This is a genomic window from Candidatus Pelagibacter bacterium nBUS_44 (assembly GCF_051200895.1).
GTDB lineage: Bacteria > Pseudomonadota > Alphaproteobacteria > Pelagibacterales > Pelagibacteraceae > Pelagibacter.
Window position 1 is genome coordinate 419,375 of sequence record NZ_CP172838.1, and the last position, 17,390, is coordinate 436,764.

22 protein-coding genes are annotated in these 17,390 nt (G+C 31.4%); 12 read left to right on the forward strand and 10 right to left on the reverse strand.

The window, feature by feature from the left end:
* Position 1 precedes the first annotated feature (1 nt).
* From ACIJYB_RS02235 to ACIJYB_RS02245, 3 genes are all read left to right on the forward strand, one after another.
* Complete coding sequence (locus tag ACIJYB_RS02235) at positions 2 to 349, forward strand: DUF952 domain-containing protein (RefSeq protein WP_435151859.1); 348 nt, start codon at positions 2 to 4, stop codon at positions 347 to 349.
* Between the two features lie 317 nt (positions 350 to 666).
* The gene (locus ACIJYB_RS02240; RefSeq protein ID WP_435087152.1) at positions 667 to 2,217 is read left to right on the forward strand and encodes an aldehyde dehydrogenase family protein; all 1,551 of its coding nucleotides are present in this window, start codon (positions 667 to 669) and stop codon (positions 2,215 to 2,217) included.
* 46 nt (positions 2,218 to 2,263) lie between these two features.
* Positions 2,264 to 2,614 (forward strand): DUF779 domain-containing protein, encoded by a 351-nt coding sequence (locus ACIJYB_RS02245; RefSeq protein ID WP_435151862.1) that lies wholly within the window; start codon positions 2,264 to 2,266, stop codon positions 2,612 to 2,614.
* On the opposite strand, the gene ACIJYB_RS02250 is transcribed toward ACIJYB_RS02245, so the two are convergent.
* The 6 genes from ACIJYB_RS02250 to ACIJYB_RS02275 are packed head-to-tail and all read right to left on the reverse strand — an operon-like array spanning position 2,607 to position 4,589.
* Positions 2,607 to 2,942 (reverse strand): DMT family transporter, encoded by a 336-nt coding sequence (locus tag ACIJYB_RS02250; RefSeq protein ID WP_435151864.1) that lies wholly within the window; start codon positions 2,940 to 2,942, stop codon positions 2,607 to 2,609. The two genes, ACIJYB_RS02245 and ACIJYB_RS02250, sit on opposite strands and share 8 nt — an antisense overlap.
* 2 nt (positions 2,943 to 2,944) lie before the next feature.
* Positions 2,945 to 3,277 carry a DMT family transporter gene (locus ACIJYB_RS02255; protein WP_435151867.1) on the reverse strand — a complete coding sequence of 111 codons (333 nt, stop codon included), beginning with the start codon at positions 3,275 to 3,277 and terminating at the stop codon, positions 2,945 to 2,947.
* Between the two features lie 38 nt (positions 3,278 to 3,315).
* Positions 3,316 to 3,636: a nuclear transport factor 2 family protein gene (locus ACIJYB_RS02260; protein ID WP_435151870.1), complete on the reverse strand. Its 321-nt coding sequence runs from the start codon at positions 3,634 to 3,636 to the stop codon at positions 3,316 to 3,318.
* A 24-nt stretch (positions 3,637 to 3,660) separates the two neighbouring features.
* Positions 3,661 to 3,954 (reverse strand): hypothetical protein, encoded by a 294-nt coding sequence (locus ACIJYB_RS02265; protein WP_435151872.1) that lies wholly within the window; start codon positions 3,952 to 3,954, stop codon positions 3,661 to 3,663.
* 30 nt (positions 3,955 to 3,984) lie between these two features.
* A complete protein-coding gene (locus ACIJYB_RS02270; RefSeq protein WP_435086730.1) occupies positions 3,985 to 4,296 on the reverse strand; it encodes a hypothetical protein in 312 nt (103 codons plus the stop codon).
* An 8-nt stretch (positions 4,297 to 4,304) separates the two neighbouring features.
* A complete protein-coding gene (locus tag ACIJYB_RS02275; protein WP_435086732.1) occupies positions 4,305 to 4,589 on the reverse strand; it encodes a hypothetical protein in 285 nt (94 codons plus the stop codon).
* A gap of 180 nt (positions 4,590 to 4,769) precedes the next feature.
* Here ACIJYB_RS02275 and ACIJYB_RS02280 point away from each other — a divergent pair, with 180 nt between their 5' ends.
* Positions 4,770 to 5,183 (forward strand): hypothetical protein, encoded by a 414-nt coding sequence (locus ACIJYB_RS02280; protein ID WP_435086733.1) that lies wholly within the window; start codon positions 4,770 to 4,772, stop codon positions 5,181 to 5,183.
* On the opposite strand, the gene ACIJYB_RS02285 is transcribed toward ACIJYB_RS02280, so the two are convergent.
* The gene (locus tag ACIJYB_RS02285) at positions 5,180 to 6,181 is read right to left on the reverse strand and encodes a cysteine synthase A (RefSeq protein WP_435151875.1); all 1,002 of its coding nucleotides are present in this window, start codon (positions 6,179 to 6,181) and stop codon (positions 5,180 to 5,182) included. The genes ACIJYB_RS02280 and ACIJYB_RS02285 overlap by 4 nt on opposite strands.
* On the reverse strand, positions 6,181 to 6,759 hold the full coding sequence (gene epsC / locus ACIJYB_RS02290; RefSeq protein ID WP_435151878.1) for a serine O-acetyltransferase EpsC: 579 nt from the start codon (positions 6,757 to 6,759) through the stop codon (positions 6,181 to 6,183). Before epsC ends, ACIJYB_RS02285 begins: the two co-directional genes overlap by 1 nt.
* An 81-nt stretch (positions 6,760 to 6,840) precedes the next feature.
* Between epsC and ACIJYB_RS02295 the strand changes: the two genes are divergently transcribed.
* From ACIJYB_RS02295 to ACIJYB_RS02325, 7 genes are all read left to right on the forward strand, one after another.
* On the forward strand, positions 6,841 to 7,251 hold the full coding sequence (locus ACIJYB_RS02295) for a VOC family protein (RefSeq protein WP_435151881.1): 411 nt from the start codon (positions 6,841 to 6,843) through the stop codon (positions 7,249 to 7,251).
* A gap of 3 nt (positions 7,252 to 7,254) precedes the next feature.
* Complete coding sequence (locus ACIJYB_RS02300; protein ID WP_435151884.1) at positions 7,255 to 8,736, forward strand: aldehyde dehydrogenase; 1,482 nt, start codon at positions 7,255 to 7,257, stop codon at positions 8,734 to 8,736.
* Between the two features lie 7 nt (positions 8,737 to 8,743).
* The gene (locus ACIJYB_RS02305) at positions 8,744 to 9,496 is read left to right on the forward strand and encodes an alpha/beta fold hydrolase (protein WP_435151887.1); all 753 of its coding nucleotides are present in this window, start codon (positions 8,744 to 8,746) and stop codon (positions 9,494 to 9,496) included.
* Positions 9,497 to 9,592: 96 nt separating this feature from the next.
* Entirely contained in the window at positions 9,593 to 10,555 is a 963-nt protein-coding gene (locus tag ACIJYB_RS02310) for an ABC transporter substrate-binding protein (RefSeq protein ID WP_435086743.1), read from the forward strand.
* Positions 10,556 to 10,630: 75 nt separating this feature from the next.
* Entirely contained in the window at positions 10,631 to 11,692 is a 1,062-nt protein-coding gene (locus ACIJYB_RS02315; RefSeq protein ID WP_435151890.1) for a quaternary amine ABC transporter ATP-binding protein, read from the forward strand.
* The gene (locus ACIJYB_RS02320) at positions 11,682 to 13,187 is read left to right on the forward strand and encodes an ABC transporter permease (protein ID WP_435152508.1); all 1,506 of its coding nucleotides are present in this window, start codon (positions 11,682 to 11,684) and stop codon (positions 13,185 to 13,187) included. The genes ACIJYB_RS02315 and ACIJYB_RS02320 overlap by 11 nt, the downstream gene beginning before the upstream one ends.
* Positions 13,188 to 13,196: 9 nt before the next feature.
* Positions 13,197 to 13,805, forward strand: coding sequence for a LysE/ArgO family amino acid transporter (locus ACIJYB_RS02325; protein ID WP_435086746.1), 609 nt, complete (start codon positions 13,197 to 13,199; stop codon positions 13,803 to 13,805).
* On the opposite strand, the gene hisD is transcribed toward ACIJYB_RS02325, so the two are convergent.
* Together hisD and ACIJYB_RS02335 are read right to left on the reverse strand one after the other, a co-directional pair.
* The gene (gene hisD, locus ACIJYB_RS02330; protein WP_435151893.1) at positions 13,798 to 15,084 is read right to left on the reverse strand and encodes a histidinol dehydrogenase; all 1,287 of its coding nucleotides are present in this window, start codon (positions 15,082 to 15,084) and stop codon (positions 13,798 to 13,800) included. The genes ACIJYB_RS02325 and hisD overlap by 8 nt on opposite strands.
* Positions 15,085 to 15,250: 166 nt before the next feature.
* Entirely contained in the window at positions 15,251 to 16,162 is a 912-nt protein-coding gene (locus tag ACIJYB_RS02335; protein WP_435086747.1) for a bifunctional enoyl-CoA hydratase/phosphate acetyltransferase, read from the reverse strand.
* Between the two features lie 73 nt (positions 16,163 to 16,235).
* Here ACIJYB_RS02335 and ACIJYB_RS02340 point away from each other — a divergent pair, with 73 nt between their 5' ends.
* Positions 16,236 to 17,381 (forward strand): epoxide hydrolase family protein, encoded by a 1,146-nt coding sequence (locus tag ACIJYB_RS02340; protein WP_435151896.1) that lies wholly within the window; start codon positions 16,236 to 16,238, stop codon positions 17,379 to 17,381.
* Positions 17,382 to 17,390 lie beyond the last annotated feature (9 nt).

Below are 17,390 nucleotides of genomic sequence, written 5' to 3' on the forward strand. Positions count from 1 at the left end.
TGTGAATTTAAAATATATTTTTAAAATAATTGATAGTGAAGAGTGGCAAAAAGCAAAAGAGACTGGAGCTTATTTAGGGTCTTCTAAGGATATACAGGATGGTTTTATTCATTTTTCAGGAGAGGATCAAGTTAAAGGAACTCTTGAAAAATATTATCTAAAACAAGAAAATTTAGTTTTACTTAAAGTTGAAACATTAAAATTAGAACATTTAATTTGGGAACAAGCTTCTGATGGAAATATGTTTCCTCATTTATACTCTGCTCTAGATTTATCCAATATTGTGGATGAATTTGAGATTAATCTAACTGATAATGGTATTCACGAACTGCCAGATAATTTTAACTAGTTTAATCTGCTAATTGTGTTCACTTAAAATAGAACACATCATACAGTGCTCTATTCAATCATAAATTGTAAATAATATTTATTAAAATAGACACCAGCTTTGATTAGTAGTTAAATTTCTTCATGGCTATTAAAAGAAAAAAAGTAGCAAAAATAAAGACTAAGAAAAAAAAAACTAAATTAGTCAAAGTATCTAGAAAAAAATCAAAAACTAAAAAGAAAGTTGCTACAAAAACAGTAGCGACAAAGAAACCATCCAAGGTTTCTAAAAAAAATAATAAGCTTAAAAATAAAAAAAGTAGAGAGAGAGGAAAAAAAATGAGTACTGAAACTATTAAAGCTGGGAAGTCTCCTTTATTGGACACATCTCATCTAAAAGTAAAATTTCCTTATAAAGAAAAATATGGAAACTTTATTGGAGGGAAATTTGTTGAACCTAAATCAGGTAAATATTTTGACAATGTAAGCCCAATAAATAATGAAGTTATATGTGCAGTTCCAAGATCAGATGCAAGTGATGTTGAAGCTGCTTTAGATGCAGCGCATGCAGCTTTTCCAACATGGGGTGTTACATCAATTACTGAAAGATCAAATATACTGCTTAAGATAGCAGATGTTATTGAGAAGAACTTGGAACTTTTAGCTACAGCAGAATGTCTGGACAATGGAAAGCCTATAAGAGAATGTATGGCCGCTGATTTACCATTAGTTGTTGATCATTGGAGATATTTTGCAGGCGTGATTAGAGCTGAAGAGGGTTCTGTATCAGAGATAAGTAATAGTGAATATTCTTATCATATTCCTGAACCATTAGGTGTTGTTGGTCAAATTATACCTTGGAATTTTCCATTGTTAATGGCTACTTGGAAACTTGCACCAGCATTGGCTGCAGGAAACTGTGTAGTTTTAAAGCCAGCTGAACAAACACCAGCATCAATTTTACTACTGATGGAATTAATTGGAGATTTATTACCTCCAGGAGTTGTTAACGTAGTAAGTGGTTTTGGTTTAGAGGCAGGAAAACCTTTAGCATCATCTAAGAGAATTAGAAAGATTGCATTTACAGGTGAGACAACAACTGGACGTTTAATTATGCAATATGCATCTCAAAACTTAATTCCAATAACTTTAGAATTAGGTGGAAAATCACCAAACATTTTCTTTGAAGATGTCATGGATCATGATGATGACTTCTTTGATAAATGTATGGAAGGTTTTGCAATGTTTACTCTTAACCAAGGTGAGGTTTGTACTTGTCCTAGTAGAGTGTTAGTTCAAGAGTCTATTTACGATAAGTTTATGGAAAAGGCTGTTGCTAGAACAAAAGCTGTTACACAAGACAATCCTCTTAAAATGGAAACAATGATAGGAGCTCAAGTATCCTTAGAACAAATGGAAAAAATAAAATCTTACTTAGATTTAGGTAAGAAAGAAGGTGCCAAAGTTCTTTGTGGTGGTGAGGTTGCTAACTTAAATAGTGGTTTGGAAAAAGGAAACTACATCCAACCAACTATCTTTGAAGGTGATAACTCTATGAGAGTTTTCCAAGAAGAAATTTTTGGACCTGTAGTTTCAGTTACTAAATTTAAAGATGAAGCACATGCATTAGAAATTGCTAATGATACACTTTATGGTTTAGGAGCTGGAGTTTGGACTAGAAATGGTAATGTTGCTTATAGAATGGGAAGAGGAATCCAAGCAGGAAGAGTTTGGACAAATTGTTACCATGCTTATCCAGCGCATGCTGCCTTTGGTGGTTACAAACAATCTGGAATTGGTAGAGAAACCCACAAAATGATGCTTAATCATTACAGACAGGTGAAAAATTTACACGTGTCGTACAGTGAAAAAAAATTAGGCTTCTTTTAATAGATAAATTATAATGGCCCGTATCAAATTACGGGCCATATTAAATATGAAAGTTTCAGCAACACCTACTGCACTTGAGTTAATTGAAGATTTAAAAAAAACTCATGGTAAAGATTTATTATTCCATCAATCAGGTGGATGTTGTGATGGAAGTGCACCCATGTGTTATCCAGTGAAAGAATTTTTAGTAAGTGACGATGATGTGTTAGTTGGAAAAATTGGTGATATTCCTTTTTATATAAGCGAGACACAACATGAGGCTTGGAAAAATACTGATCTTATAATTGATTGTATTAAAGGTATGGGTGGAATGTTTTCACTTGATAATGGTACAGGAAGAAGATTTTTAACAAGATCTGAAGTATGTGCACCTAATAGTAATACTAAAACTAATTAAGTTTCCCCAAGTAGTTAACCATTATCACACCAATTACGATTAGGATAATTCCAACAATTCCATAAAGATTTGGAATTTGATTATATTTAATCATAGCAAATGCCACAACACCCACTACTGTTAATCCGCTATATGTTGAATAAGCGAACCCAACTGGAAGTGCATGCATAGCTTTTGCAATACAAAATAAGCAAATCATCATCAGTAGATACATGTAAATTATTGGCAAAGTCTTTGTGAAACCCTCGGATATTTTTGCAAAACTATTAGCAGCTATTCCAGATAAAATACCAACAGTTAAAAATAAATATCCAAATAAAGGTTTCATCCTTAGTTGTTACCTAATAGATTTACCATTAAAACCCCGATAATAATTAAAACTAATCCAATTATTGAATATAAATTTGGCATTTGATCAAATCTTATTATACCAACAAATACTGTTGCAATAATTGTTAATCCTGCAAAGGATGCATAAGTTATACCCATTGGAATATTTTTCATTACCATTGAAAGTGCATACATGCACATAACAATCGTAATACCTGTAATTATACTTGGAAAGAGAAGAGTAAAACCTTCGGCACTTTTTGCAAAACTATTTGAAGTTACTCCTAGAAGAACTGCTAAAACTAGGATTAAATAAGAAGAAGCGAGACTCATTTAATAATATTAAATGAAATCTCGTAAAATATATATAATTATTTCGGCATTTTAGTAGCACCCGTTTCAAGAGAAATCATTTTTCCATCTCTGTATTTGAATACAGCCATTACCGCCTCAGTATTTCCGTCATTAAATGTTACAAATGCATGCTCAACACCAATTTCATCATTTTCAAAAATTACTCTTATCTTATCTCTTTTGATGTCACCACTCATAGCCCATTTAATTACATCTGCTTTTTCTAAAACATTACCTGATGCATGCATCGTAAATTTATAATCATCATGCAGAAGTTCATTCATGGCAGCTTCGTCTTTAGCTTCCATAGCAGCATTATATTTTGCTAATATTGACATATTTATCCTTCTTTCTTTTATTCATTAACCAGAATGGTTCATTACTGAATCATTAGACATCATAGTCATTTTTGATTGATCTATAATTACACCAGCCTCAATTCTTGCTTTAATAATTTCTTCGTCTCCACTAAATCCTTTCATTCCTTCCATTGACTCAAAATGTACAATTACTGTCATTGTATTATCATCTTCTTTATCTGTGCCCGCAAAAGCAATTGTCATTCCATATTTTTTTAATTTATCTCCATTTGCAAGTATCATTTCTTTCCATAAGTTAAATCCCTTAGATAGTTTTTGTTCTATTTTTACATACATTTTTATTCTCCTTTCATTATTAATATTTACTTATTCACTAAAGATGACTCTTATTTCGTCTTCGATAGTTCCTTCAACTGCAACTTTCTTCAATTGTTTCTGAAGACTTTGATATTTTTTATCTGCTGACATTTTTGCATCAGCTTCATTATCTCCTTCAAACATTGGACCAATTAATGTTTCTCTAATTGTTCTTGGATCACCACCAATTTGAAATGAAAAATAAATATTGTGCTTAGGATAATATTTTTTTCTAACCTTTGCTAAACTTTTTCCAATTTCCATTGCTTTACCTAAGCTATTATCTTTTACCCTCACTGTTCTTGTGTAAATTGCTTGCATTTTTTCCTTTAGTTTTTGTGATTTAAGATTACCGCACCAGCTTTTCCATCAACTGAATCAATTACTTCTTTATTTAAATCCATTCGTTTAGTTCTTGAAGCAGAAGCTCGTTCCATTGCATCATTATCGGTATATAATGAAACAAACATTAAAGTTTTGTCATTTATACGAACTTCCAATAATTGTTCTGCTTCAGGAAATTCACTTGGTGCATTTGTTTTATAAGTTTCTGCAATTTGATCTGCGTCTTCCTTAGATTTTAAGTTTAGAGTCGTTATTCTTGCTACTGACATTTTTATTCTCCTTTCATTATTAATTTTTTATTATCCCAAAAAATTAAATGCATAACATTATAAAAATATAGAAGAAAAAGGCTTAATACTTATAAAATTTAGTTATTTTACAACTTATCATAGAATTAATTTCTTAATTTAAAAATTAACAATAACAATTATTTTTGATAAAAATTAATTATGATTGAAAAATTTAATGGAATTTTTTACTTAATTCTTTTCATAACTCATTTTTTAGGTTTCGGAATCTATGCTTATCAAATGATAATTAATAATAAAAATTTTAGAGCTAAATTTGAAATGGATGAAACAGCAACACCTATAATGCGAATGATAGGTGCTACTTTTCTAGGAGCATTATTGATGGCTCTTTATATAATGTTTGTCAGACCTAATGGTGTTGAAGGTACTTGGGCATTCTTTAATTTAATTTTTGTACAAAATGTATGTATCTTAATTGTAAACACTTATTCGATAAAAATTGACAAAACAGGAATTAGAAATGACTCGAACGAAGGTGTTATAGCACCACTGGTATTTACTATTTTGAGTGCAGTTCTAATATATGGGTTGTCAGATAAAATTTATATTTAAAGCCAATTAGGGAAGGGTAATCCTTTTTCTTCAAGGAATTTTTTGTTAAACATTTTAGTAGAATATTTATCACTTCTGTCACAAAGAATTGTAACAATCGTTTTTCCAGGCCCTAATTCTTTACCAAGTCTGATTGCACCAGCTATATTAATTCCACAACTTGTGCCAAGGCTTAACCCCTCATTTTGAATTAGATCGTATAGAATAGGTAGTGCTTCATGGTCATCGATTGAATAAGCATCATCTATTTTAGCATTTTCAAAGTTTTTAGTTACTCTACTTGAACCAATTCCCTCAGTAATAGATCCACCTTCTGATTTTAGCTCACCATTTTTTATGTAATTATAAAGAGCAGAACCTTTGGGATCTGATAAATAAATTTTTATATCTTTATTTTTTTCTTTAAGAGCATTACTTACACCAGAAATAGTTCCGCCAGTTCCAGATGAGCAAACAAATCCATCAACCTTACCATCTGTTTGATTCCAAATTTCTGGTCCAGTTCCCTCATAATGACCTTTTGCATTTGCCGTGTTATCGAATTGATTAGCCCAAATAACACCGTTATTATTTGATGGTCTTAATTCATCAGCTAGTCTTGCTGCAATTTTTACAAAATTATTATCATCTTTGTAAGGCTTTGGTGCTACCAATCTAAGTTCTGCACCTAGGTTTTTTAACAAATCTTTTTTTTCTTGAGTTTGATTATCGTTCATTACAATAATAGTTTTGTACCCTAAAGAATTTCCCAAAAGACCTAAACCAATTCCAGTATTACCTGCTGTTCCTTCAACAACAGTTCCACCTTTTGAAATCAATTTTTTTTCTTGAGCATCTCTAATTAATGCTAAAGCCGCTCTATCTTTGACTGACCCACCGGGGTTTAAAAATTCAGCTTTACCATAAATATTACACCCAGTAATTTCTGATGCAGCTCTTAATTTTATTAAAGGAGTGTTACCAATCCCTGAAATAAAATCATTTTGAATGTTGCTCATTAGTCTGATTTTGTATCACTATCTGGAGTAATACCATAAGGTTTGAATTCGCTATCAGCGATACCAACATTTCTTGCGGGAATACCAACCATAACCGCTTTTTCTGGAACATCTTTTGTAATCACTGCGTTAGCACCAATTTTTGCACATCTTCCAACTCTTACAGGACCTAACACTTGAGCACCTGAACCAATAACCACATAATCCTCAATAGTTGGATGCCTCTTTATATTGCGCTGACCATTTGAATTTATACTTGGCGCAATCCCTCCAAGTGTAACCATATGATAGATAGTTACATTCTCACCAATCTCAGAAGTTTCTCCAATTACAACCCCCATACCATGATCAATGAATAAATTTTTTCCAATTTTAGCTCCAGGGTGTATTTCAATACCTGTTAGGAATCTTGAAAACTGAGAAATTATTCTAGCAATTAAATCAAATTTGGCAGTATTAAAAAAATTTGCAATTCTGTGAAAGAACACAGCTTTAACTCCTGGATAAGTTAAAATTAAACTCAGTTTAGATTTTGCAGCTGGATCTCGATTAATTATAGATTGTAGAAAATCACTCATAAAAATTTGTTAAATTTGACTTGTTGATTAATAAACTAGAGTTTATATAGTGGCAAAAATCAAAATTTAAAGGACTAACTTATGTATAAAAACACTAATTGTTTTCATTTAGCATTACCATGTGGTGATTTAGAGATTGCAAAAAAATTTTATAACGAGAAATTAGGCTGCAGATTAGACAATTCTGCTCAAGAATGGGCTGATGTTGACTTTTGGGGAAATGAGTTAACTCTTCATGCAAGTGAACAAAAATTAGATAATGAAAGACATGACGTTGATATGGGGAATGTTTCTGTTCCTCACTTTGGTGTGCACTTATCAAGAAAAGATTTTGATACTTTAAAACAAAGATTAAAAGATAATGGAACTAAATATTACGATGAACCTTATTTAAGATTTAAAGGTACTAAATATGAACAAGAAACATTCTTTGTAAAAGATCCAAATGAAAATGTTTTAGAGATTAAAACATTAACGTCTAATCCAGAATAATTAGTGGCTACTAATTATAAATCTATTGCAAAAAAATTAAAAATTGAAGGAAGAGCATTTATCAATGGTAAATATGTAAATGCTATTGATGGAAAAAAGTTTGAAACAATAAACCCTGCAACTGGAGAAAAACTTTGTACCGTTGCAAAATGCAATCATAAAGATGTCGATCTTGCAGTTAAAGTTTCAAGAAAAGCTTTTAATAGTGGAGTTTGGTCAAAAAGTTCACCAGAATATAGAAAAGAAGTTTTATTAAAATTTGCAGAATTACTTCGAAAACATGGTGATGAAAATTCAGTTTTAGAATGTGTTGATACAGGAAAGTTAGTTACAGATTGTATTAATGAAGTTGCTAATGATGCTCCAATGCACTTTCAGTGGTATGGAGAACTTATTGATAAAGTGTTTGGAAAAGTTGGTCCAACTGAACCATCTATTACAAGTTTAATAGTTAAAGAACCAATAGGTGTTGTTGCAGGAATTGTTCCTTGGAACTTTCCTTTAATGATGGCTGTTTGGAAAATGGCACCTGCATTAGCTGCGGGTTGCTCAGTAATAATCAAGCCAGCAGAAGATACCCCTCTTACTGCAATTAGAGTTGCTCAAATTGGTAAAGAGGCCGGAATTCCAGACGGCGTATTAAACGTTCTTCCAGGATATGGAGATGTTGGTGAGGCCCTAGGTCGACATAAAGATGTTGATGCAGTTTCATTTACAGGTTCAACCGAAGTTGGTGGATATTTTTTAAAGTATTCGAGCGAAAGTAATTTAAAACCTGTTGCTCTTGAAATGGGCGGTAAAAGTCCATTCATAGTTTTAGAGGATGCGAAAATTAATGATGATTTAATTGATAATGCAATTAATTCTGCATTTTGGAATGGGGGTCAAAACTGTTCTGCAAATATGAGGCAAATAGTTCATAAAAAAGTTAAGGATGAGTTTTTAGATAAAGTTATAAAAAAAGTAAAAAAATTAAAAGTAGGTGATCCATTAGATTTGAAATCTAATATGGGATCAATGATATCAAAAAATCATTTACAAACAGTCGATGGATATATTCAAAAAGGAATAGATGAAGGAGCAAAACTTTTATCAGGTGGAGTATCGAACAATAAACAAAAAGGTTTTTTTGCAAAACCAACTTTGTTTGATGGATTAAAAGAAAATATGACTATTGCTCAAGAAGAGATTTTTGGTCCAGTATTAGGTGTTTTAACTGCTAAAAATGATGAAGAGGCTTTAAAAATTGCAAGTAACTCAAAATATGGATTGCATGCCAGTGTATTCACTCAAGATATAAATCGAGCATTTCATCTAGCTAAAAGTTTACCTTGTGGGACGGTTTCAGTTAATACTTTTTCAGAGGGAGATATTAAAACTCCATTTGGAGGATATAAACAATCTGGTTCATTAAGTAGAGATCAAGGTACCGAGGCACTTAATTCTTTTCTTCAAACAAAAACTATTTGGATTAGTCACTCTTAATATTTTAATGCAAAATTTATTTGTAAATGACGTGGGAGATAAATTTCCATTAGTGATGGTTCATGGATTCTTAGGTTCATCAATCATGTGGGGACCGCAATTACAAGAACTAAAAAAACACTATAGAGTTGTTACACCTGATTTACCAGGTTTTGGATATAGTAATAAAGTTGAGCCATGTGACAATATTAATTCAATGGCTAAAAGTATTTTATATTTAATCGATCAAAAAAAAATTGATAAATTTTATTTATTAGGACACTCAATGGGTGGAATGATCGTCCAAGAAATGACAAAGCTTGAAGGAGACAAAGTTGAAAAATTAATTTGTTATGGAACTGGTCCTAGAGGAAATATGCCTGAAAGATTTGAAACGATTGATCAATCAAGAGAAAGATTAAAGACTGAAGGACTATCAGATACTGCTCATAGAATTGCAAAAACATGGTTTGTTGATGAAGATAAAGCTGAATATTTTGATTTATGTTCAGAAGCTGGAAAGCTTACTACAATTGATGCTGCAGATGCCGCGCTAGTAGCTATGAAGAATTGGAATGGTTTAGAAAATTTAAAAAAAATTAAAAATGAAACTCTTATAATCTGGGGAGATAAAGATAAAGCTTACAATAGAAATCAAGTTGAAACATTAAATGACAATATTAACAATAGTAAGTTAATTGTATTTGAAGGATGCTCACACAATGTTCATTTAGAAAGTCCTGAAAAATTTAATAATACAGTGTGCGACTTTTTAGGTTAAAGTTATTGAGATATATATAATTTTTATAACTTTATTTCCTTTGACTCACTTTAATCATTCACGTTAGACTGAATTTTTAAATTAATAGGAGAGATAATGAGAATAATTAAAACTACACTTGTAGCTGGATTAATTTCACTTTTTGCCATTTTTTCATCATTTGCTGAAAAAGTAAAAATTGGAGATCCAGGTTGGACAGGTGCTACAGCAATTGCTAATTTATTAGCTGCTGTTGTTACAGACAAGATGGGTGGAGAAGCAGAACTAGTACCAGGGAACAACACTGCTATCTATGGTGCAATTGATAGAAGTAAAGGTGAAATTGAAGTTCACCCTGATATCTGGTTGCCAAACCAACAAGCTTACACAAACGATTTGGTTCCAAAAGGAACTTTAAAGTTAAGTAGCAAACCATATGAGGGAAACCAAGGTTACTGTGTTTCTCAAAAATTTGCGAAAAAATTTAACATCACTGCAATTGAAGATTTAGGAAGACCAGAAGTTGTTAAAGCTATGGATAGCGATGGCAATGGTAAAGGAGAGTTCTGGATTGGTGCAGATGGTTGGGCGTCAGCTAATGTGAATCAAGTCAAGTTAAGAGACTATGGTTTATATGATGCAGGTATCGAACCAATTAGAGCAGCAGAAGCAGTAAAAAATGCAAGAGTACTTGACTCAATTAAAAAAGATGAAGGTTATGCATTTTATTGTTACAAGCCACATGCAATTTGGGGAATGGCTGATGTAGTTATGTTGGAAGAGCCAAAATTTGATCCAGCTAAATACAAAATGGTACAACCTAAAGAGGATGCTGACTGGTACAAAAAATCTTATGTTGCTTCGAAAGACGCACTTAAACAAATTCAAATTGGTTGGGGAACTTCTTTAGAAAGTAAATCGCCAGCTATCGTTGAATTCTTTAAGAACTTTCAATTAACAGCAGACGATGTGTCAGCTATGGCTTATGCAATTTCAGTTGAAAAAAAACAACCAGCTGATGTAGCAAGAGCTTGGATGAAAGCTAATAAATCAACAGTTGATGGTTGGTTAGGCCTTTAATCTAATAAAATAAATTACTTATACTCGGCAATTTAATATTGCCGGGTATAATTTCCTTAAGTAAAAGAAAGCTAAATGGATTCATCTGGATCAGCAATTAGAATTGAAAACGTTTGGAAAGTGTTTGGTAACACTTCAAATGAAGCGTTAGATGCAATTCAAAATAAAAAAATTTCAAAAAATGAAGCACTAGAAAGATACAACTCAGTTATTGGGGTTTCTGATGTTTCTTTTGATGTAAAACAAGGAGAAATATTTTGTGTAATGGGTCTGTCTGGTAGTGGTAAATCTACATTGGTAAGACATATTAATAGATTGTTAGAACCCACATCAGGAAAAATTTTAATCAATGGTCAAGATGTAATGACACTTGATAGAGATAGCTTACAAGAATTAAGAAACAGACAAATAGGTATGGTATTTCAAAATTTTGCTTTAATGCCCCATAGATCTGTAGTTGATAATATTGCGATGCCTCTCGAAATAAGAGGTATTAGTAAAAATGACAGATTGGATGCTGCCAATAAAATTTTAGAAATTGTTGAGTTACAAGGCTGGGGAAATAAATTTGCCCATGAATTATCAGGAGGTATGCAACAAAGAGTTGGACTAGCGAGAGCCTTAGCTGCAGATCCTAACTTTCTACTAATGGATGAACCGTTTAGTGCACTAGATCCATTAATAAGAAGACAGCTTCAATCAGAATTTATCAAACTTTCAAAACAGATGAAAAAAACAACCGTGTTTATTACTCATGATTTAGACGAAGCTGTGAGAGTAGGTCATCGAATTGCAATAATGAGAGATGGTAAGGTTATTCAAGTTGGAACACCTGAGGAAATTGTTGTTAGTCCAGCAGATGATTATGTTGCTGATTTTGTTAAAGGTATTTCTAGACTAAAAGTAGTTCAAGCTAAATCAATAATGCAATCTGTTGAAAGTTTTGAAAATAAAAATGGAAAATTGTCCAATGACTTAGAGGTTGTAAATGAAAGTGATTTATTAAGTAAACTGATTGAAACTTCAGCTTCAAAAGATAAACCAATAATTGTTCAAAATTCAGAAAAAAAAATAGCTGGAGTTATTTCGCAATCAGATCTTTTAAAAGCAGTTATTGAAGGAGGAGATGGTGAGTAAAGAACTAAACAACCCAACTAGATCAGAACTAATAACTGATTTTGTTAAAACAAATCCAGATTATTATATTGATCAATTTCAAAAAATAGGAAGTAAACCCACGTTTTCTATCTCATTTAATTTGTATGCAGCAATTCTAGGACCAATTTGGTTTGGAATGAGAAATATTTGGAATTGGGCTTTAACTTTTTTAATTATTGAAACTTTTTCAGTTGTTCAAATTATTAGAGGTTTATTTGGCAATATTACAAAAGATGCAATTCAAAAAATTGAACAAGTTCAATCTACTATTGCTTTTAGAAATAAACAGTTAGAAGCTGCTATCACAAATAATCCTGACAAAGTTGATGTTTATAAGAGAAATATCAAATCTTTAGAAGATGCTATGCAAGGCTATGTTAATGAAGTTGAAAGAATTGAAGCATCAGCTATTTGGATTACAATTTTTGGAATTGTTTTATTAATTTTAATTAAAATTGCACAAGGAGTACTTGCCAATTCTAAATTAGAAAAAAGATATTCTGAATGGTTGTCAGACAAAACAATAAGTCCAGGTATGAAGACCAAAAACTATATTTTAAGTACGGTTTTTGCTTCTGTAATAATGTTCTTTTCAGTAGTTCATTATAGTTTTCCAGGTTTAATTGTAATTATGAATGAATTTCCAACTCATCCGGACATAAGATTAACTTCAATTGCATGGGTTGAAACAATATTTAATTATGCTGTTCTTAAAGGAGATGCTTTATTTACAGCTATTACAATTGGAATTAGATCAGTTTTAGATTTTTTAGAATTACTGTTTGTTAAAACTCCATGGATAGTAATAATTACTACGATTGTAACCTTGACAGGATTATCAGCTGGACCTAGAGCTGCAATTTATTCTGCTGGATTTTTAAGCTATATGGGATTTTTAGGATTTTGGGTAAAGGCTATGACAACACTTGCATTGCTAGGAACAGCTGCAATATTAAGCATCGCAATTGGAATACCACTTGGAATTTTTTGTGCAAGGCGTCAAAGATTTTATTCAATGATAAGACCAATAATGGATTTTATGCAAACTATGCCAGCATTTGTATTTATGATTCCTGTAATTGCATTCTTTGGAACAGGTAAGGTTGCAGCAGTAATTATTACAATGATTTTTGGTGGAACACCTGTTGTTAGATTGACAGTACTTGGATTAAGAGGAGTACCAGAAACAATCAGAGAAGCAGCAATAGCTTATGGTGCAAGTAAATGGTACCTACTTAGAAAAGTAGATTTACCTTTAGCAACACCTTCCATCTTAGCTGGTGTTAATCAAACCGTAATGTTGAGTTTAGCAATGGTTGTTGTTGCATCTTTAATTGGAGCAAAAGGATTAGGTCAAGATGTACTTGAAGCACTACAATATGCAAACGTTGGGCAAGGTATACTAGCAGGTGTTGCTATTTTATTTGTTGCATTAATTTTAGATAGGGTTGTTCAAGGTAAAAAAAGAGTTTAATAAAATCTGATGGATATTCTTTTATTGGGTTTTTTTACAGGCTTAAGTTTAATCTTAGCAATCGGTGCTCAAAATATATTTGTAATAGAACAAGGTTTAAAAAAACAGCATATATTTTTAGTTTGCTTAATTTGCTCCTTATCTGATTTGATTTTAATTTTTATTGGAATTTTTCTTTTTCACTACTTTGTTCAATATTTTAATTCAATTATAGAATTAATATTTAATTTATTATTAATTGGATTTTTAATTCATTTTATTTATTCAAAAATAAAAATACTTAATACAGAGATAAGTTTAGATAGTGATCAAAATCGTGTTTCTAAATACGATATTTTTTTAAAAACATTGGGTTTTACTTATTTAAACCCCCACGTTTATTCAGATACAGTATTTATCTTAGGAAACTTTTCAAAAAATTTCCTATTGAATGAAAAAATTATATTTGGAATAGGTGCTTCAGTTGCATCATTCCTATTTTTCTTTTTGTTAGGCTATTTATCAAAAATACTCTCTAAATATGCAAAAAGTAAAAAAGTGTGGAATATAATTAATTTATTTATAATTATATTTATGAGCTTTTTGACTTTATTGGTGTTTTTAGAAATTCTTAATTAGAATATCCGTATTTTTTAAGTCTTACATCACCAGTTCTTGCGTGCGCTTCCATTCCTTCGTATCTAGAAATTCTAGCAGCTGCAGCACCAACTAATTCAGTCGACTCTTTAGTCATTCTTTGGAAACTTAATGTTTTTACAAATTTACCAACAAACAAACCACCAGTGTATCTTCCAGCACCTTTAGTTGGTAATATATGGTTTGTTCCAGAGCATTTATCTCCATAAGCAACTGTTGTTTCTTCACCAATAAATAAAGAACCATAATTAGTTAATCTGTCGTGAAACCACTGTAAGTTTTCTGTTTGAACTTCTAAGTGTTCAGGTGCGTATTCATCACTGATTTTAACCATTTCTTCATCAGTATCACAAAGAATAACTTCACCATAATCTCTCCAAGCCGCATCAGCATTAGTTCTTGGAACTTCTGGTAGTTCAGCTATTAATTCAGGAACTCTTTTCATTACTTTTTCAGCAAGATCTTTGCTTGTTGTGTATAACCAGCAAGGTGAATTATAACCATGTTCAGCCTGACCTACTAAGTCAACAGCAACAATTTCTGGATCAGCTTTAGCATCTGCTATAATTCCAATTTCTGTAGGACCAGCAAATAAATCTATTCCAACTTTACCAAATAAAATTCTTTTAGCTTCAGCAACAAATTGGTTTCCAGGACCAACAATAATGTCAGCAGGTGGATTTTTAAATAAACCATTAGTCATTGCAGCAATAGCGGGTACACCGCCTAAATTTAAAATAACATCAGCACCACATAAATCAGCAGTGTAAACAATTGTTGGATGAGCTCCCACGCCTTCTTTTGGAGGACTACAAGCAATTACGTTTTTAACACCTGCAACTTTTGCTGTTGTTACACTCATTACTGCAGATGCAATATGAGCATATCTTCCACCTGGTACATAGCAACCAGCAGTGTTTACAGGAACTAATTTTTGTCCTGCAAATAAACCATCTGATAATTCCACTTCAAAATCTTGACCATAGTTTTTTAATTGTGCCTCAGCAAATTTTCTAACTCTTTCATAAGAAAACTGGACATCGTCTTTAGTTTTTTGATCAAGAGTTTTTTTGATTTCTTCAATTCTTTCTTTGGAAACAATAATATCACCATCATATTTATCAAACTTTTTTGTTAAATCGATACAACCTTGTTCTTTTGTAGTTTCAATATCTTTTAATAGATCTTGAACTATACCCGTTGTTTTTGTGTCGTCTGTTGATGATGTTTTTGGTGATTTTTTTAAATATTGTATTGCCATTGATTATTTCCTTTATTTTAAGAGCAACTTAATAAAGTATAAATGAATTTTATTCAATGATTTAAAAATAAAATCTATAGGCCATATTTACACTAGTTACACAAAGAATAATTACTAATAAATATAAACTTATATAATCAAATGGTTTCATAAATTTTATTTAGAATTAATCTAATGCAACTACAGCTGCTGCAATGGAAGCTAGTCTTGCTTGAGCTTCATCAGATCTACTTGTGATTACAACTGGAACTTTACCACCAACTACAACTCCTGCAGCACAAGCGCCCATAAAATAAATCATCATTTTAACTAAACCGTTACCAGTTTCTACACTTGGAACTAATAAAACATCAGCTTCACCAGCTACTGCATTTTTAATTCCTTTTATAGCAGCTGATTTTTTTGAAATACTATTATCGAATGCTAACGGTCCAAAAACATCAGCTTCTAAATTTTCTTCTTTTGCAAGTTTTGTTAATTCAGCAGCATCTAAAGAACTTGGAACACTATCTAAAACTTCCTCTGTAGCTGATAAAACAGCAACTTTTGGTCTAGATATTCCTATTCTATTAGAAAAATTAATTACATTTTTAAGAATATGCATTTTTGTTTTTACATTAGGCAAAACATTTAAAGCACCGTCTGTAATGATTAAAGGTTTGCCATCTTTTTCAACAGTCATGTGCCAGATATGACTTAATCGAGTTTTTCCTAACAAATTATATTCACGTTTTAAAACTTCTTTCATTAATACATCAGTATGAATATGACCTTTAACAATTATTTTTACCTTATCTTCACTCGCAAGTTTTGCAGCAATTTTTGCAGTATCGTTTTCAATAGGTTCATCAATTATTTCGTATTCTGAAATATTCCATTTTAAATCCTCTGCACATTTTAGAATTTCTTTTTTGTCTCCAATAAAAATAGGTTCAATTAAATTTTCATTTACTGCATCTTGAACCGATAGCATGGGCAATGGTTTACCTGCATTAACAACAGCAACTTTTACACCTTTTTTTTTATGAGCCTCATCTAAAAGGTTATTGGGGCAGACTATTTCTTTATTTGAAAGCATAAACAATAATTATAAATAATAATTAAAATGTATATAGTTGTTTTTATAATTATTGATAACAAAATAAGACAAAATGATTAAAGATTTTAAAATTAATGTATCAGATGAACAGATTTCTATCATTAATTCAAAAATAAAGAATTACCCGTGGTCTGCAATTCAAGACATGGATGATTGGGTTCACGGAACTAATAAGAACTATTTAAAAGAATTGTGTGAATATTGGGTCTCTAATTTTGATTGGAAAAAACATGAAAAATTAATCAATAGTTTTTCAAATTTTAAAACCAATGTTGATGGGATTGATATTCATTTTATAGAAGAAAAGGGAAGTGGAGCAAATCCCAAGCCTTTATTATTAATGCATGGATGGCCAGGATCAATTGTTGAATTTTTAGAAGTTATAAAACCACTAGCTCACCCAGAACAATTTGGTGGTGATGCAGAAGATGGGTTTACTGTTATTGTGCCATCTTTACCAGGTTTTGGTTTTTCAGGTGCACCAAAGAAACCTATTGGTCCAAGAAAAATTGCTGAAATTTTAGATAAATTAATGACTGAAAATCTAAAATATAAACAGTATGTGGCACAAGGAGGTGATTGGGGTGCAACTATAGCAAACTGGTTAGGATATGATCACTATGATCATTGTAAAGCTATTCACATTAATTGTTTAACCATGAGACATCCTGATGGCCCAAAAACAGAAGAAGAAAAGGCTTGGCAAAATAAGTTTGATAATGATCAAATTATTCAAGATGGATATAGAACTCAACAAGCAACAAAACCTCAAACATTAAGTTATGCAATGATCGATAGTCCAGTAGGAATTGCTGCTTGGATAATTGAAAAGATGCATGGTTGGTCAGATTTAAAAGATAACAATATAGAAAGCGTTTATTCTAAAGATGTTCTTTTAGCAAACATCATGGTTTATGTTTTAACTAATACTTTTAATACAGCTTCTTGGATATACTTTGGTAGACGTGAGGAGGGTGGCCGCTACTTTCCAAAAGATTTTAAAAAAATTTCAATCCCAACTAGTATTGCAATTTTTCCAAAAGAAATGTCTGAATGGCCTCCACAATCTTACATTGAAAGAATATTTAATGTTAAACAAATTAACAAAATGAAAGAAGGTGGTCATTTTCCTGCGCTGGAAAAGCCAAATCTGTTAACGAAAGATATAAATTTGTTCTTTAAGAAAATATCGTTATAAATAACTGCA

Excerpts from the sequence above, each read along its gene's own strand:
- hisD (WP_435151893.1), bottom strand. The coding sequence starts at position 15,084 with ATGGCAATACAATATTTAAAAAAATCACCAAAAACATCATCAACAGAC.
- ACIJYB_RS02320 (WP_435152508.1), top strand. The coding sequence starts at position 11,682 with ATGGTGAGTAAAGAACTAAACAACCCAACTAGATCAGAACTAATAACT.
- ACIJYB_RS02255 (WP_435151867.1), bottom strand. The coding sequence starts at position 3,277 with ATGAGTCTCGCTTCTTCTTATTTAATCCTAGTTTTAGCAGTTCTTCTA.
- ACIJYB_RS02315 (WP_435151890.1), top strand. The coding sequence starts at position 10,631 with ATGGATTCATCTGGATCAGCAATTAGAATTGAAAACGTTTGGAAAGTG.
- ACIJYB_RS02250 (WP_435151864.1), bottom strand. The coding sequence starts at position 2,942 with ATGAAACCTTTATTTGGATATTTATTTTTAACTGTTGGTATTTTATCT.
- ACIJYB_RS02265 (WP_435151872.1), bottom strand. The coding sequence starts at position 3,954 with ATGTATGTAAAAATAGAACAAAAACTATCTAAGGGATTTAACTTATGG.
- ACIJYB_RS02270 (WP_435086730.1), bottom strand. The coding sequence starts at position 4,296 with ATGCAAGCAATTTACACAAGAACAGTGAGGGTAAAAGATAATAGCTTA.
- ACIJYB_RS02335 (WP_435086747.1), bottom strand. The coding sequence starts at position 16,162 with ATGCTTTCAAATAAAGAAATAGTCTGCCCCAATAACCTTTTAGATGAG.
- ACIJYB_RS02260 (WP_435151870.1), bottom strand. The coding sequence starts at position 3,636 with ATGTCAATATTAGCAAAATATAATGCTGCTATGGAAGCTAAAGACGAA.
- ACIJYB_RS02275 (WP_435086732.1), bottom strand. The coding sequence starts at position 4,589 with ATGTCAGTAGCAAGAATAACGACTCTAAACTTAAAATCTAAGGAAGAC.
- ACIJYB_RS02295 (WP_435151881.1), top strand. The coding sequence starts at position 6,841 with ATGTATAAAAACACTAATTGTTTTCATTTAGCATTACCATGTGGTGAT.
- ACIJYB_RS02285 (WP_435151875.1), bottom strand. The coding sequence starts at position 6,181 with ATGAGCAACATTCAAAATGATTTTATTTCAGGGATTGGTAACACTCCT.
- ACIJYB_RS02280 (WP_435086733.1), top strand. The coding sequence starts at position 4,770 with ATGATTGAAAAATTTAATGGAATTTTTTACTTAATTCTTTTCATAACT.
- epsC (WP_435151878.1), bottom strand. The coding sequence starts at position 6,759 with ATGAGTGATTTTCTACAATCTATAATTAATCGAGATCCAGCTGCAAAA.
- ACIJYB_RS02305 (WP_435151887.1), top strand. The coding sequence starts at position 8,744 with ATGCAAAATTTATTTGTAAATGACGTGGGAGATAAATTTCCATTAGTG.
- ACIJYB_RS02310 (WP_435086743.1), top strand. The coding sequence starts at position 9,593 with ATGAGAATAATTAAAACTACACTTGTAGCTGGATTAATTTCACTTTTT.
- ACIJYB_RS02340 (WP_435151896.1), top strand. The coding sequence starts at position 16,236 with ATGATTAAAGATTTTAAAATTAATGTATCAGATGAACAGATTTCTATC.
- ACIJYB_RS02240 (WP_435087152.1), top strand. The coding sequence starts at position 667 with ATGAGTACTGAAACTATTAAAGCTGGGAAGTCTCCTTTATTGGACACA.
- ACIJYB_RS02325 (WP_435086746.1), top strand. The coding sequence starts at position 13,197 with ATGGATATTCTTTTATTGGGTTTTTTTACAGGCTTAAGTTTAATCTTA.
- ACIJYB_RS02245 (WP_435151862.1), top strand. The coding sequence starts at position 2,264 with ATGAAAGTTTCAGCAACACCTACTGCACTTGAGTTAATTGAAGATTTA.